Raw genomic sequence first — 14,599 nt, 5'->3', positions numbered from 1 at the left:
CAGTTAATGTAATTAATTTTGCCCTATGTGTGATGTGTCAGCAACTACTCAGTTAACATAATCATAGTTTGATACTGAATGGGGTGAAGATGCAAGTAGCGATCGCCTTTTCCTGTTATTTTGAGCAACTATTTGCTACAGTGCCAAATTCACCAGCAAAAATCAAGGTCTACAGCTATTGAATTTATGCTATGAAATACTAAATTTTGCTTTTGAGAATTTGTATTTTGCATTACCAGTAGGGCTTGACAATTTCTACCATTCTGCAAAAATAAATCCGTTCGGGATCACAGGGTAAAGGGGAAAAGCCTCCAGAAATCTGCTGATTTGTCGCCATCATTTCCTGTCAGTAATTCATTGTGCAAAGTTAGTTCTGTAACCAATGAGTCTACCATTTAATTCGCCGGAATCTTCTCCTATCTCCCGTCGCACACTGCTGAAAGTGTTTGGTGTGGGTGCAATTGCAGGAGTTACAGGATACTCCCGATTTTCTAAACCAAAACCAGCAGTATTTCCACAAGATACTCTCAGTTTGCCACGGACATTAGAGCAATCAAAAAGTGTGGTGGTAATTGGTGGCGGTTTGGCGGGTTTAGCCTGTGCTTATGAATTAAGTCAAAGAGGTTTTGCCGTTACACTGTTAGAAAAATCTCCCCAACTCGGTGGCAAAATTGCCAGTTGGCAAATAGAAGCGGCTGGCGAAACCTTCAGGATGGAACATGGTTTTCATGGCTTTTTTCCCCAATACTATAATTTGAAAAGCATAGTTACAGAATTGGGGATTAATGAGAACTTCCAGTCATTAAACTTTTATTCTGTCGTCTACCGTGGTGATAAATACAAACCAGAGGTATTTCGCCCTAGTCATTCCGCCTTTCCTTGGAATATTGTAGACTTAGCGATCGCTTCCCCTAATCGCTTGCAATGGGGTATTAATCTCACTAAAATTAAACATCTACAAGTCTTCCAAGCTATCACAGGTTTCCAGAGAGAAAAGAACTATCGCCGCTTTGACAATATCTCGGTGGCTGATTGGGTAGCTACGGAATTTCCCCAGGGTTTATATGATTTATATTTTCTACCTTTTGCTAAATCGAGTTTAAATGCACCGGATGTCATGAGTGTGGGAGAACTGATGCAGTTCTTCCATTTTTATTTTTTTGGCAACCCCGAAGGACTAGCTTTTAATGGTACGAAAGACGATATGGGGACAAGTTTAGTCCAACCCATCGCTAAGTCGATTCAACAGCATCAAGGTCAAATTTTTACTGATGCTACAGTCAGTGAATTTTTAACTGAAGATGGTAAAATTCATGGAGTGAAATATTTTGTGGGTGGCAATCACAGTAACGTCCCCTTTTGGGTACAGCGTAACTCGGTGATTGTGGATAAAAAGACAGAATATTTTGGTGCGGCGGATGAAGTTTTTGCTGTAGCATCTGGTGATGATGTAGCAATTTCATTAACTTGTACTCACCAAGGTTGTACTGTCAAAAAAGCCGTCGATGGTAAGTTTCATTGTCCTTGTCATGGGGCGGTGTTTGATGCCAATGGTAAAGTATTAAAAGGCCCGGCGCAACGGGACTTACAAAAGTTGCGAGTTGTGGAAAGAAAGCAGGATGAATTGCAATTGGTAGCAATGAATGCTGATGCACCTGCACCACAGACAATCACCGCAGATTATTATGTTTTTGCGACAGATGTACCGGGAGTTAAGCAACTATTTAAACAGATTAATGGTGATGTGAATTCTAAAGTGCGATCGCAAGTGGAAAAACTCAGTATTGCTGATCCTTTTGCGGTGTGTCGTTTCTGGTTTGACCGGGATTTTGAGTGGGAGCAAAGTAATTTTACTTCTTTATCTGGCTACCAATTAACTGATAGTATCACACTGTATCATCGCATTCAGCAACAATTTATTGAATGGTCACAACGCACAGGTGGAAGTGTGGTTGAGTTACACGCCTACTGTTACAAAGAAAAAGAATTTCCCACACAGGAAGCGTTGTTAACTACCTTTGAAAATGAACTTTATGATATAGTGCCACAGTTAAAGCAGGCAAATATACTGCATCGGGAATTGGTGAATCAACATAACTTTTCTGGTTATCCACCGAATAGTTATGCAGATAGGCCAGAAACTAGCACAGAGATTTCTAACTTGTTGTTTGCTGGTGATTGGGTGAAAATGCCCTTCCCCTGCGGTTTAATGGAACGGGCTGTTAGTAGTGGTTTATTAGCAGCCAATGAAATTTTACACCGGGAAGGTTTGCAGAGGCGATCGCTGTTATCTGTAAATCCAGAAGGGTTATTGCAAATTTAATTATTTTGAAAGGAACAATAGCGGTTCCTAGTTAAGTGAGGTACAAAACCAATGTGTTTAAACGCAGAGAAGCGCAGAGTCGAGCGCAGAGTCAAGCGCAGAGTCAAGCGCAGAGTCAAGCGCAGAGGAGCGCAGAGGGTTGCTCCATTTTATTAGGGAAGTCTTCAGTACCTCAGCAGATTAGGAAACGCTATGATCTAGAGTTTTAGGGGGAATTAAATCATCAATGACTGAAGCTCATAATTATGCCATTGACGCTGATACCATTCTGCGACTAAAGGACGGACAATAAACTTAGGCTGCTCATCATCTTTGACATCAATCCGCAAACAAGAATAAGGCCGTCGCTTCTGAGAACCGTGTCCATTACGCCCTACAAATAAATGCGATCGCGCCATTAATCTTTCTGCATTTCCCACAGTCTCAACTAAATCAGTCCCCTCAGTACGTTGGCGACGCAAACTATAGCCACTACCACCACAAACCAACCAGTGCATATTGGCATCACCATGTCCGGTGTCGAAAGTTTGCAGATATTCTAAGCAGTGAGCATGACCGTTTAATACTAAATCTACCAAGGGACGACCTTGATTAAAATCACCGATTTCTTGAGCAACTGCATCCAACACACTACGCAAATGAGTGCGAATTGCTAAAGTCTGCGCTTGTTGCCACTTAGTCGCCTCCGTCACATAAGGCGGATGGTGGAAATAAATTACTCTTCCCCGCACTTCTGGGTGACTCCAAGATGCAATTAATCTCTGCTGGAGCCAGTTTAATTGTTCAAAATCAGTCTCTTGTGGTTGATCAGTGGTGAGTTGCTTGTCGATATCAACAATAATTTCTTCAATTTGAGATAACTTATAGTGAAAATCGTCTAATTGTTCGGCTTCGTTGGGGTTGTCGGGGTTTAACTTGACAGAAGTTTCGATAATTTCCATTTTCTCCCGCTCTAAATCTTCCCGACGTTTAGCTAAGATTTGGCGATCGCTTTCACCCTTTTTTGTTCTGGGTAAAGGCTGCGGCTGATTAAAAGTATTAGAGTCGAGAGCGAAAAAATCAATCCCACCATAGCGAAAAGTGTAGTAGCGATTAGGCAAACGAGTAAAGTAACCAGGTTGATAAGTCAGACATCGGCCTGTATCTGTATTGCTGGTGTAATGTTGATCTAGATGATGGGATAAATCTCCTGGTAGATAAAACCCTTTGAGATAGTCGAGAAAGGCCTTAGCATAAGCATGGCCAACACCTGAACCATGCAAACCGATATCTATATCTAAACGCGATCGCAACAACTGGCGAATTGGTAGAGTTGAAATAGACAGTAAACTCAACACCAGTGGTAATTCATAGTAATCATGATTGCCGGGAACGGGAAGAACCGGCAATTTAAATATCATCTTGTCGTAAGCAATCTGTTTAGGATACTCACCACCAACCAGAAACTCAGCATAAGGCCGAATAAAATTCTGTTGATAGTATTCACTCGAACCCACCAGATAAATCACATCCCCCGTATGCAGCATAAAACGACACTCTTGCTGATGCTGCAACATCAATTCAGCCACCTGTCGCTGGGGATTGTGTCCCTTATGCCTACCAGAACCACTATCACCCACTACTAAAAAAGAAAATTCGCGATCTCCTGCTTGTCCATCGTCCAACACTAGCCGAGTCTGATCAATATTCCGTTCTACAACTAACGGATCTTGCCAACATACCCGTTGCTGCATCTTCCGAATTTTTTTAGCTATTGCCGGATCGTGAACAAGTTTCAATCTTATTTACTCCTTCTTAATAGTCAATACTGAAATCTCTCTGTGTCTTAGCCTCAGTCAGTAGGGTGCGTCAGTATGAATAATTTATTGGTATAGTTAGGTTCCTGGTACTGACGCACCCTACACTTTGGATATTTTTGGATCTGGTATTTCCTTAACCTCATCTTCCCTCACTCCCCCATCTCCCCTCACTTCCCCATCTCCCTCATCCCCCGCTTGGTTCTTAACTTCAATCTCCAAATTCGGCAGTCCCTCTAGTTTTTCTACTAACTCCTCTTCCGGTGCTGATGGGACAAAAATTTTTAAGGCTGCGGGTACACAATTGATTTCAATGGGTGTTGAACCGACTACCTCACCGTCAATCACAACCTTTTGCGGCGGATCAGTTGTAATTTTAAATTTTTCGGCTCGCATATAACCAATATCATCTCGCTCTGCTGCACTCCCAGAAGAGGCGGTTTGAAATAAATGATATGTAGCTGCGATCGCTCCAGCTTTACTATTAGGAGCAACGATTGTCAAATCTAATAACCCATCATTATAAACTATCCCGGCTGGCCCCTGGGCTAACACGGAAGTTGGAGGCGCAGCATTTGCTACTGTCACCGCCGCCGCAGTGGTTTTCACAATTTTGTCTTCAGTTTCAATCTCGACATCAAAACTTTCTAAGTCTCTTAGCTGCTGAATCCCTGCAAAGACATACGCCATCATCCCAAACCTGTTTTTGGCTTCCCTATCTGCCAATTCTACAGTTTCCGCCTCAAAGCCAATCCCCGCCAACAATATCATCGGTAAATCGTTGCAATAGGCTATATCTACATTGCGAGTGAACCCTTGTAAAATTGTCCGACAGGCAGCATCAATTGTGTTGGGAATGCCCATAGCTGTAGCAAAAGCATTGGCTGTTCCCCGCGAAATAATCCCCAAGGGGATATCAGTCCCAGCCACAGCCACAGCAGCAGCCGATAACGTACCATCTCCCCCCGAAGCAATGATGGCATCAGCGCCTTGCCTCACGGCTTGCTGTGCTAGTTTGTCTGCACCGATTTCTGCTGTGGTTAGATAAATATCGAGATTAATTTCTGGTTCTAATATAGCCCGAATCTGTGTCAGTGCTAGCTCTGGATCACCTTGACCAGCAACTGGGTTAAAAATAAGACAGGCGGAACGGCTCATAAATATGAAAGATTAGTTGCGATCGCTCAAGCACCATCTTAAAAGGTAACATTTTTGTCAAATCCTCACTTCTTTCTTGTGATAGGTTTGCTTATTAGCGCAGCCCAACCTTAAACCCTTGAATTTACGATAAAACCTGAAAATTACCAGAAATTATTTGTACTGACGCACCTTATTAACTGCTAAATAGAACGACTTGAAAAAAACAACCTATGTAAAGTAACGTAAAAAAATTGCATTTAGTTCGTAGTAAGGACTTTAGTCCTCTCATAAGAACTAAAGTCCTTACTACAAACCTTTAATTATTTACACCGTTCTACTTAACTCAATAGTCAAAAAAAAAATGAAAATACCCAATCACCTATCCCCAATTCTTGCTACTCTACTGACTTGCAGTAGTTTGGTATTGCCTACAAAAACAATAGCTAATCCAATAATTCATATTGCCAATGTCAATTGTAATAATGCTCAAACTCAATTAGAAATTAATAAATGCGCTCAATTGTCTTATCAAAACGCTGATAAAACATTGAATCAAGTTTATCAAAAACTATTACCTAAGTTATCCAGTCCTAGACGGCAAAAATTAATTACTGCCCAGCAAGTATGGATCAAGTTTCGTGATACTAATTGTGAATTTGAAAGAAGTGGCTATGAAGGTGGAACTATTGCGCCTACTATTTATCTAAGTTGTTTAGAAAAACTGACAAAGCAACGTACCCAGCAATTACAGTCTTATCTCCAACCTAACCGTTAATGATAAATGTTGAGTAATTCAAAATAATGTAAAAAAGTGTAAACGGAAATTAAAATAAACTTAACTAAAATCAGGCGATCGCCATACGTTGCGTCACCCACTGCGGTAGTCTAGATGAGAGTGAAATTATCGCCTGGTTTGACATATTGTTTTATGACTTCAGTTATTTCCAGTGCTACCCGCACAATTCGTATTGGTTCTCGTAAAAGTCAACTTGCTCTAGTTCAGACGTACTGGGTAAGAGAGCAATTGCAAAAAAAATATCCTGATATTGCTTTTGAAGTCCATACCATGTCTACCCAAGGCGACAAAATCCTGGATGTAGCATTAGCCAAAATTGGCGATAAAGGACTATTTACCAAAGAACTGGAACTGGGCATGATCAATCATGAGATTGACTTTGCCGTTCATTCCCTCAAGGATTTGCCGACTAACTTACCAGAGGGATTAGCACTAGCAGCTATCACAGAACGGGAAAACCCCGCCGATGCGCTGGTAGTCCATGAAAAGTTCAAAGACAAGCAAATTGACACCTTACCCCCAGGTGCAGTAGTTGGCACATCTTCTTTACGCCGCTTGGCACAACTACGCAACCAATTTCCCCACTTGACATTTAAGGATGTGCGCGGCAACTTAAATACACGCCTAGCCAAACTTGATGCAGGTGAGTACGACGCTTTAATTTTAGCGGCGGCTGGATTACAGCGTTTGGGTATGGGCGATCGCATTCACCAAGTTTTACCCAAAGAAGTATCTCTCCACGCTGTCGGTCAAGGCGCATTAGGGATAGAATGCCGTGCTGATGATACAGAACTCATCTCCCTACTCAAAGCCGCCATTGAACATCCCGAAACCCGCGATCGCTGTTTAGCAGAACGTGCGTTTTTGCGTAGCCTAGAAGGTGGTTGTCAAGTACCCATTGGTGTAAATACAGAAATAGATGGTGACAATTTAACACTAACGGGTGTAGTTGCCAGTGTAGACGGTCAAAACTTAGTTAAAGATACCGTCGCAGGTGCAGCCAGTGATGCGGAAACACTAGGTATAGAATTAGCTCAACGCTTGCGAGAGCAAGGCGCACAAGAGATTTTAAATGCCATCTTTGCAGAGATCCAGCGTGGTGCTTAAAAATCAGACAACCAGATGTGATTAGATATTAAAGTAAAAGCTGTGCTAGACACGAGCGATCGCGTTGATCAAGATCATCTGGTTAAATTGAACATAAAAACAGAGCCGGGGAAATAAAAATTACCATGCGGATTCTATTTGTAGCAGCAGAAGCAGCACCCGTAGCCAAAGTTGGTGGCATGGGTGATGTTGTCGGGGCATTACCAAAAATCTTGAGAAAAATGGGGCATGATGTACGCATATTCATGCCTTACTACGGCTTTCTCCAAGACAAAATGGAGATTCCCAAAGATCCCGTTTGGTGGGGATATGCCATGTTCCAAGATTTTGCAGTTTACGAAACGATTCTGCCTGGTACTGATGTTCCCTTGTACTTATTTGGACATCCTGCCTTTAATCCCCGTCGCATCTATGGCGGTGATGACGAAGACTGGCGGTTCACCTTCTTTGCCAATGGTGCAGCTGAATTTTGCTGGAATCACTGGAAACCCGACATTATTCACTGTCACGATTGGCATACAGGCATGATTCCTGTGTGGATGCACCAGTCTCCAGATATCACTACAGTCTTTACAATTCATAACTTGGCATATCAAGGCCCTTGGCGCTGGTATTTAGAGAAAATCACTTGGTGTCCTTGGTATATGCAAGGACACAACACCATGGCCGCCGCAGTGCAGTTTGCCGACAGGGTAAACACAGTTTCCCCCACCTATGCCGAACAAATCAAAACCGCAGCTTACGGTGAGACTCTAGAAGGTTTAATGTCCTTTATTAGTGGTAAGTTGTCGGGAATTGTCAACGGTATAGATACGGAAGTTTACGACCCAACTACAGATAAATATATAACGCAAACCTTCACTACTGACACTTTAGACCAACGCAAAGCCAACAAAATAGCTTTGCAAGAAGAAGTAGGTTTAGAAGTTAACAAAAACGCCTTTTTGATTGGCATGGTGACGCGGTTAGTTGAACAAAAAGGCTTGGATTTAGTGATCCAAATGTTAGACCGCTTCATGGCTTATACAGATTCTCAGTTCGTGCTGTTGGGAACAGGCGATCGCTACTATGAAAGTCAAATGTGGCAACTAGCATCCCGCTATCCCGGACGCATGGCAACCTACTTACTGTATAACGATGCCCTGTCTCGCCGCATCTACGCCGGTTCTGATGCCTTCCTCATGCCTAGCCGTTTTGAACCCTGCGGCATCAGTCAAATGATGGCTTTACGTTATGGTTGTGTCCCCATCGTTCGCCGCACCGGAGGCTTAGTTGACACCGTATCACACCATGACCCCATGAATGAATGCGGCACTGGCTATTGCTTCGACCGCTATGAACCCCTGGATCTGTTTACCTGTATGATCCGCGCTTGGGAAGGTTTCCGATACAAACCCCAATGGCAAGAACTACAAAAGCGTGGTATGAATCAAGACTTCAGCTGGTACAAATCAGCTAAAGAGTACGACAAACTCTACAGATCAATGTATGGTTTGCCAGAACCAGAGGAGCAAGAAACACAACAGCCAGAGTTAGCCTTAACTAATCAATAGACATCTCCAAAAAATAATGTAGAGACGAGAATCCCTACCCATGGAACGTCTCTACAAGGTTTCTGAAAAACGCATATTTAATTTCTGGAGATGTCTAATAAACCTACTCTAGATATAAAGATTTGTAACTCATGTAAGTGTCAACAACACCAACATGAGTTTTTTTGTACTCGATCTCTCCAACTCTTACCGCTCCGACTGCTCTTAATATACAAGGGTGCGTCAGTGTAAGGAAACCTAACTGTACCAAGAAATTCTTCATACTGACGCACCCTTGTGGTTGGTTTTTCTCCTCTGCTCCCCTGCATGAAACAAATTCATTTCACTCAACAACACCAAAATTTTTAGCTGTTCTTGCATAAATTATCGCAGCCTGACACTTTCCCAACCGAATGTCCGTCTATGTAATATACAGCAGCAATTAAGGTGATAAATTTAACGAATTTTTATCCTGATATTTCCAGTGCTATCTTGAAAAAGCGAATATATACAAAGCATCTGAACTATATTTAAAGGACTTAAAGTTTGTGAAAAAAAATACTTTATTCCAAGTTTGTACTTATAGCTTTATTGGTTTAACATCCTTAAGTGGTGTACTCATCAGCAATACTACTGCCTTTACCCAAGTAGCTAGTAAACCTTCCAGCCAGCCAATACCAATTCCTCATCCCAACTTGATTTGGCCAGCCCAAGGCTATGTCTCCCAAGGCTTTCGCAAGTATCGACACGAGGGAATTGATATTGCTGGGCCATCTGGCACTCCTATTGTGGCAGCAGCCGCCGGTGCAGTAGTCAAAGCCGGATGGGATGATTGGGGATTAGGCAATGCTATAGAGATTAAACATCCTAATGGCAGTATCACTGTATATGGTCATAACCGCCGTTTATTAGTCAGCAAAGGTCAAAAGGTTAAACAAGGGCAAATCATTGCAGAAATGGGATCTACAGGTAATAGTACAGCCCCCCATTTGCATTTTGAATTTTATCCTAATGGTCGAGTTGCTGTTGATCCTCAAAATGTCTTAGCTTCTAACATTGCCAGCAAAAGGCCGTCTCCACCAATTTCTCCTCCTGCATCTGGAGGTTATCAAGTGCAGAAACCCTCTCAACCAGTCTCAATCCCCCCAGTCCAACAGCCAGTTTCACCTGCTCAATCCATACCAATTCCAGTCACTTTGGCACCTGTGATCAATACAGGATGTGCTGGAGTGACACTCCTCCAAGGTGAGACAGCGAATATACTGGTGAAAGTCTGCGAAGAAAATGGTCAGTTATTTTATATTGGTCAGTTGAAACAAGACCCCAGCCAACCTGTCAAAATACCTGCTTGGAATGTGGGTAAAGATAGATATCAAGCAGATAATGGTAGTTTTTCTTACTTAGTTAGTCCGGAAAAAGTCGAAATTTGGCGTAATGGTAGCCAGATTCGGGCTGATAGTTTTGATACTTCAAATCGCTAGACAAATTTAGTATGCTGGTTAATTGAAATTGAAATAATTTTCTACTATGACTAAAAATTTAACTAATTGAGAAGCTGGGATGATGTAGAGCTTTAAACTCAGGCGATCACCCTAGTTTCTGCAACGAATTCTATAAATTTCCTGACTTTTAGCTCATGCTAACAGTAAAAAGCTTTATCATAAGAGGTAGTCAAAAATACAAAATTTAAATATCGTCTGCAAGCTTTTAATCTTTACTCATAAAGGTGTTCACCAATGGAATATATTGCTTATTCCTCTATGGTTATTGCCAATGAAGAGGCAACTGGTCAAGCTGAATATATTGATTATGAGTTGCCCAAATTTGATTGGAATTGGCAAAAACTTCTAAAATCTTCTGCCTGGTTGTCTCTAGCTGGCTTCATGGTATTTTTTACAGTTGTTGCTCAAGCTCAAGCAGCTGTAACCTCCTATGTTAGAACCAACGGCACTTGTCTCAATGTGCGGGTAGATCCCAACATCAATTCCAAAGTTGTAGATTGTTTACCTAATGGTACTAAAATCACAACGATGGGAACTACGAATGGTTTCACACAACTATCTAACAACAGATACGTATCTACTAGGTGGATTAGTAATAGAACTGCTACCAATACCCCTAATCGTCCCAACAGACCGATAACTGGAGGAGTTGGTGGTCGTGTAAATCTCGGAATCGGTTCCAGGGGCTCAGCCGTTTCCGCAGTCCAAAAAGTTTTAGGAATTCAACCCACAGGATACTACGGCCCTGTAACTGCCAGAAGAGTCAGAGAATTTCAAGCCAATAACAACTTACGCGCAGATGGCATAGTCGGGCCAGAAACTCGCACCGCTTTATTTGGCAATAACTCTACAACCACACCGACTGGTGGCCCTGTGACTCTGAATATTGGCTCTAGAGGTCAAACAGTATCAGAGGTACAAAGAGTGTTAGGCATTGAACCCACAGGATACTACGGCCCTGTAACAGCTCGCAAAGTCAGAGAGTTCCAAGCCAATAACAACTTGCGTGTAGATGGCATAGTCGGCCCCGAAACTCGCAGTGCCTTATTTAGAGGCTAATACCGCTATCAGGAGCCAGCGCCATGCACTGACTCCTGCCTACTTTTAACCTCCGTACGTTTCAAACTCCCAAGTATTTCTGCACAATTTGCAAGATCCGTTCTGCGGCGTGACCATCCCCAAAAGGATTAATAGCATTAGCCATCGTGTCATAAGCTACTTGATTACTCAGCAACTCACAAGCAGCATTGGCAATACTTTCACTCGCAGTACCCACCAGTTTGGCAGTACCAGCTGCCACAGCTTCCGGTCTTTCCGTAGTTTCCCGTAGCACCAATACTGGTTTTCCCAAGCTGGGTGCTTCTTCCTGCAAACCACCAGAGTCAGTTAGTAGAAAATGCGATCGCCCAATTGCTCCCACCAATTCGGCATAATCTAGCGGTTCCGTTAAAAACACCCGTGGATGATCACCTAATAAGGCTTGCAGTGGTTCTCGGACTGTGGGGTTACGATGCAACGGTAAAAGTAAAGCTGTATCAGGAAACTTATTTAAGATTTGTAAAAAACCTTGGGCGATCGCTTGCAGAGGTTCTCCCCAATTCTCTCGCCGATGCACTGTAGCTAATAAGACACGGTAAGAATTCCAATCTAAACCAGGTACATTACAAACTGGTTCCTGAGCAGCTACATTTAACAGCGCATCAATCACAGTATTTCCTGTCAATTGAATTTCACCCAAAACCCCAGAACGCTGTAAATTTTCCACAGCTAAAGTAGTAGGTGCAAAGTGTAACTGAGTGATTTGGGAAATTAACCGTCGATTAGCTTCCTCTGGATAGGGATTAAATAAATCATCAGTTCTTAAACCTGCTTCTACATGACCAACAGGGATTTTCTGATAAAAAGCTGCTAAAGTTGCTGCAAAAGCCGTTGTCGTATCGCCTTGTACTATGACTAAATTTGGCTGGCTCTGGTGAAATAATTCTTCTAACCCTCGCAAGCTGCGGCAAGTTATATCACTCAGAGACTGTCGAGGCTGCATAATCTCTAAGTCATAATCTGCCTTTAAGTTGAACAACTGCATCACTTGTTCAACCATTTCACGATGCTGTCCAGTTAAAATAACTTGCAAATCAAAGTCTGGGGATTCTTGAAAGACCTGAATTACCGGAGCTAATTTAATTGCTTCTGGACGTGTTCCCAAAATAATTCTAACTCGTTTTTGATTAGTCATTAGTCCATAGTCAATAGTCCATAGTTAATAGTCCATAGCCAATAGTCCATAGTCAATAGCATCACGTCTCGCAACTTAAAAATCTATTCTAATCTGGCTTAGATCTAGCGTCATTGAAACCAGAGCAAACTAAACCGTATAGTTTAAAATCATGCTCACTTAAGTTTTTTACAGGTTAATCAGATAAAAGCTGAAAATTCCTACTTCAGCAAAGAATCATGTTCTGCTAACAACTTTTCGACTTTTGCCTCATCTATTCTGGCAACAATTCTTCTAGATTCATGCAAATCTCTCATGGTTTTTGCCAGAGTAAAAGTAGAACCTGTTAAAAAAGCTACTCCCATCCCCATATAACCTTTAATCCAGTTATCTGTGGGTAAATTAACAATACCAGCAGTTGTCATAGAGACTGAGAGTATAAATGCAGCCCATGATTGAAAAATCCAAGCTGCACTGTCTTTCTGATGATTAAGTGATTGCATCTTCTACCCTCCAACTCAAAACTGCATCATTATATGACACCTGCGTAAGTCCTGAACATTAATCCTTTTACGGTCGGCTTTGATTTAAAAAAATAGTAACCTTTCTTTTTTAGTTATTAATAGAATTACAAAAAACTTGTGAGGAATTTGTGAGGAAGAACAAAATTTTCTCGACTGAATTATTAAGATTTATGAATAAAATTACATATAATAATCCGGAATCATCTGTGAGCAAATACGGTGATAGGGTAAAAGTAAATTTTGCAACTGAACCACAGATTTAGCCATAGTCAGTAGAAAAATTCTGATTTTTTAACAAGAAAGGCAGGAGGCAGAGGGCAGAAGGCTTTTATGTTTATTTTCTGTCTGATGCACAAGCCTTCTGGCGACCGGAAGGGAGCAAGGGTTTGAGTCCCCCACTGAAATCTTCTCTACGAGACGCTGCGCGAATGATTCAGTGGTACTTATTTGGTGGGGGATTCAGACCCCCACCAAATTCTTTCCTTCTGCCTCCTGCCTTCTGCCTTCTTTTTAATTTTTTGAACTAAGGAATTAGCTCGAAAGATAGGAAGTAGGGGGTCATATCAAATATGCAAATTTAAATTCAAAAAGTTTTTTTGAAGAAAATCATTAATTAGTCATACATCTACACACATTCTTCATTAAAAATTTAACTAAAATTTTACGTAAATTAACTATTATGATTCTGTACGAATTTAGTGGTTATCAAATAACTTGTTGTTCCCAACTAACTACTAAATACTGAACTACAATACGAGATTAATTAAATATATTTATCTATTCACAAAACAAAAACATGAAAAATACAATAAAATTTATTGGCATTTTAACTGGGGGTAGCTTGCTAATTTCTAGCCCAGCCAAAGCAGCAGATTTAGATTTTAATACTAACCCTTCCTCTTGGTTTACCTTTGGAGATGTATATTTTGCCAACTTCCAAGAAGTGCGTTTGTCAACTGATGCCAACCTAGATGATGATGAGCAACTGGGTGCAATTAGTGGACAATTTAACTTTTCTGGTCAGCCTGCGGGTGGGGTAGGGTTTGTTAGTCCTAACTTAACTGAATTTCTAGGAATCAATGCAGATGCCTTAGATATCAATGGAGTCGCTTTTGAAGGCTCTGCTATTAAGCGGACGATTAATGTAAAAGCAGGCGACTCTTTAACATTTGAATGGAATTTTCTGACTAACGAAAATTCACCTTTAGTAAATGATTCATTCAATGACTATAGTTTTTTCTTAGTGAATGACAAAATTAATAAACTAGGAAATATTGATGAAGCAAAACTATCTAATCCTAACTCCCTCAAGGGATTTTATCAAGAAACAGGCATCACAAGTTTTAAATACACTTTTGATAATACTGGGACATATACAATAGCTTTTGGGGTAGTTGATATAGATGATTTCACTGTTTCATCTGCGCTTTCTATTGGCAACATTGTTCTAGAGAGTAATCAAAATAGTGAATCCATACCTGAACCCAGTGCTATCTTTGGAACTTTAATGACTTTGGGATTAGGTATTTTATCTAGAAAAACTCAGGTTATGAAAACAAGTAATAAACCAGAGAGCTAATTTCTTGCCATCTTTGGCGATAGTCTCCCAACGACTGGAGATCATCGCCTGCTATTTTCTCAATGACATGCAGGGCGATCGCTTCCAA

At 41.3% G+C, this 14,599-nt stretch carries 11 protein-coding genes; 7 read left to right on the top strand and 4 right to left on the bottom strand.

Annotated features, from left to right (window positions below; all coding sequences use genetic code 11):
* Positions 1–382: 382 nt before the first annotated feature.
* A complete protein-coding gene (locus tag NOS7524_RS22555) occupies positions 383–2,323 on the top strand; it encodes an FAD-dependent oxidoreductase (RefSeq protein WP_015140790.1) in 1,941 nt (646 codons plus the stop codon).
* A 215-nt stretch (positions 2,324–2,538) separates the two neighbouring features.
* Here the strand turns inward: NOS7524_RS22555 and NOS7524_RS22550 are convergent, their stop codons facing one another.
* Positions 2,539–4,101, bottom strand: coding sequence for a metallophosphoesterase family protein (locus NOS7524_RS22550; protein WP_015140789.1), 1,563 nt, complete (start codon positions 4,099–4,101; stop codon positions 2,539–2,541).
* A 120-nt stretch (positions 4,102–4,221) separates the two neighbouring features.
* A complete protein-coding gene (locus NOS7524_RS22545; protein ID WP_015140788.1) occupies positions 4,222–5,277 on the bottom strand; it encodes a YegS/Rv2252/BmrU family lipid kinase in 1,056 nt (351 codons plus the stop codon).
* A gap of 343 nt (positions 5,278–5,620) precedes the next feature.
* Between NOS7524_RS22545 and NOS7524_RS22540 the strand changes: the two genes are divergently transcribed.
* From NOS7524_RS22540 to NOS7524_RS22520, 5 genes are all read left to right on the top strand, one after another.
* Positions 5,621–6,034, top strand: coding sequence for a lysozyme inhibitor LprI family protein (locus NOS7524_RS22540; RefSeq protein ID WP_015140787.1), 414 nt, complete (start codon positions 5,621–5,623; stop codon positions 6,032–6,034).
* Positions 6,035–6,187: 153 nt separating this feature from the next.
* Positions 6,188–7,162 carry a hydroxymethylbilane synthase gene (gene hemC / locus NOS7524_RS22535; protein ID WP_015140786.1) on the top strand — a complete coding sequence of 325 codons (975 nt, stop codon included), beginning with the start codon at positions 6,188–6,190 and terminating at the stop codon, positions 7,160–7,162.
* Between the two features lie 125 nt (positions 7,163–7,287).
* Positions 7,288–8,715 (top strand): glycogen synthase GlgA, encoded by a 1,428-nt coding sequence (gene glgA / locus NOS7524_RS22530; protein ID WP_015140785.1) that lies wholly within the window; start codon positions 7,288–7,290, stop codon positions 8,713–8,715.
* Positions 8,716–9,242: 527 nt separating this feature from the next.
* Positions 9,243–10,175, top strand: a complete 933-nt coding sequence (locus NOS7524_RS22525) for a M23 family metallopeptidase (RefSeq protein WP_015140784.1) — start codon at positions 9,243–9,245, stop codon at positions 10,173–10,175.
* A gap of 255 nt (positions 10,176–10,430) precedes the next feature.
* On the top strand, positions 10,431–11,255 hold the full coding sequence (locus tag NOS7524_RS22520) for a peptidoglycan-binding domain-containing protein (RefSeq protein ID WP_015140783.1): 825 nt from the start codon (positions 10,431–10,433) through the stop codon (positions 11,253–11,255).
* 61 nt (positions 11,256–11,316) lie between these two features.
* Here the strand turns inward: NOS7524_RS22520 and wecB are convergent, their stop codons facing one another.
* Positions 11,317–12,429, bottom strand: a complete 1,113-nt coding sequence (gene wecB, locus NOS7524_RS22515; RefSeq protein ID WP_015140782.1) for a non-hydrolyzing UDP-N-acetylglucosamine 2-epimerase — start codon at positions 12,427–12,429, stop codon at positions 11,317–11,319.
* Positions 12,430–12,629: 200 nt separating this feature from the next.
* Entirely contained in the window at positions 12,630–12,911 is a 282-nt protein-coding gene (locus NOS7524_RS22510) for a YiaA/YiaB family inner membrane protein (RefSeq protein WP_015140781.1), read from the bottom strand.
* Between the two features lie 817 nt (positions 12,912–13,728).
* Between NOS7524_RS22510 and NOS7524_RS27920 the strand changes: the two genes are divergently transcribed.
* Positions 13,729–14,511, top strand: a complete 783-nt coding sequence (locus NOS7524_RS27920; RefSeq protein WP_015140780.1) for a PEP-CTERM sorting domain-containing protein — start codon at positions 13,729–13,731, stop codon at positions 14,509–14,511.
* Positions 14,512–14,599: the final 88 nt, after the last annotated feature.

It is taken from the genome of Nostoc sp. PCC 7524 (genome assembly GCF_000316645.1).
Classification (GTDB): domain Bacteria; phylum Cyanobacteriota; class Cyanobacteriia; order Cyanobacteriales; family Nostocaceae; genus Trichormus.
Note: the sequence above shows the minus strand (reverse complement) of the source record. Positions and strands in the feature narration are given on the sequence as shown.

What these genes read in the sequence shown, in the direction of transcription:
- NOS7524_RS22555 (WP_015140790.1), top strand. Translation starts at nt 383, where the DNA reads ATGAGTCTACCATTTAATTCGCCGGAATCTTCTCCTATCTCCCGTCGC.
- NOS7524_RS22545 (WP_015140788.1), bottom strand. Translation starts at nt 5,277, where the DNA reads ATGAGCCGTTCCGCCTGTCTTATTTTTAACCCAGTTGCTGGTCAAGGT.
- NOS7524_RS22540 (WP_015140787.1), top strand. Translation starts at nt 5,621, where the DNA reads ATGAAAATACCCAATCACCTATCCCCAATTCTTGCTACTCTACTGACT.
- hemC (WP_015140786.1), top strand. Translation starts at nt 6,188, where the DNA reads ATGACTTCAGTTATTTCCAGTGCTACCCGCACAATTCGTATTGGTTCT.
- glgA (WP_015140785.1), top strand. Translation starts at nt 7,288, where the DNA reads ATGCGGATTCTATTTGTAGCAGCAGAAGCAGCACCCGTAGCCAAAGTT.
- NOS7524_RS22520 (WP_015140783.1), top strand. Translation starts at nt 10,431, where the DNA reads ATGGAATATATTGCTTATTCCTCTATGGTTATTGCCAATGAAGAGGCA.
- wecB (WP_015140782.1), bottom strand. Translation starts at nt 12,429, where the DNA reads ATGACTAATCAAAAACGAGTTAGAATTATTTTGGGAACACGTCCAGAA.
- NOS7524_RS22510 (WP_015140781.1), bottom strand. Translation starts at nt 12,911, where the DNA reads ATGCAATCACTTAATCATCAGAAAGACAGTGCAGCTTGGATTTTTCAA.
- NOS7524_RS27920 (WP_015140780.1), top strand. Translation starts at nt 13,729, where the DNA reads ATGAAAAATACAATAAAATTTATTGGCATTTTAACTGGGGGTAGCTTG.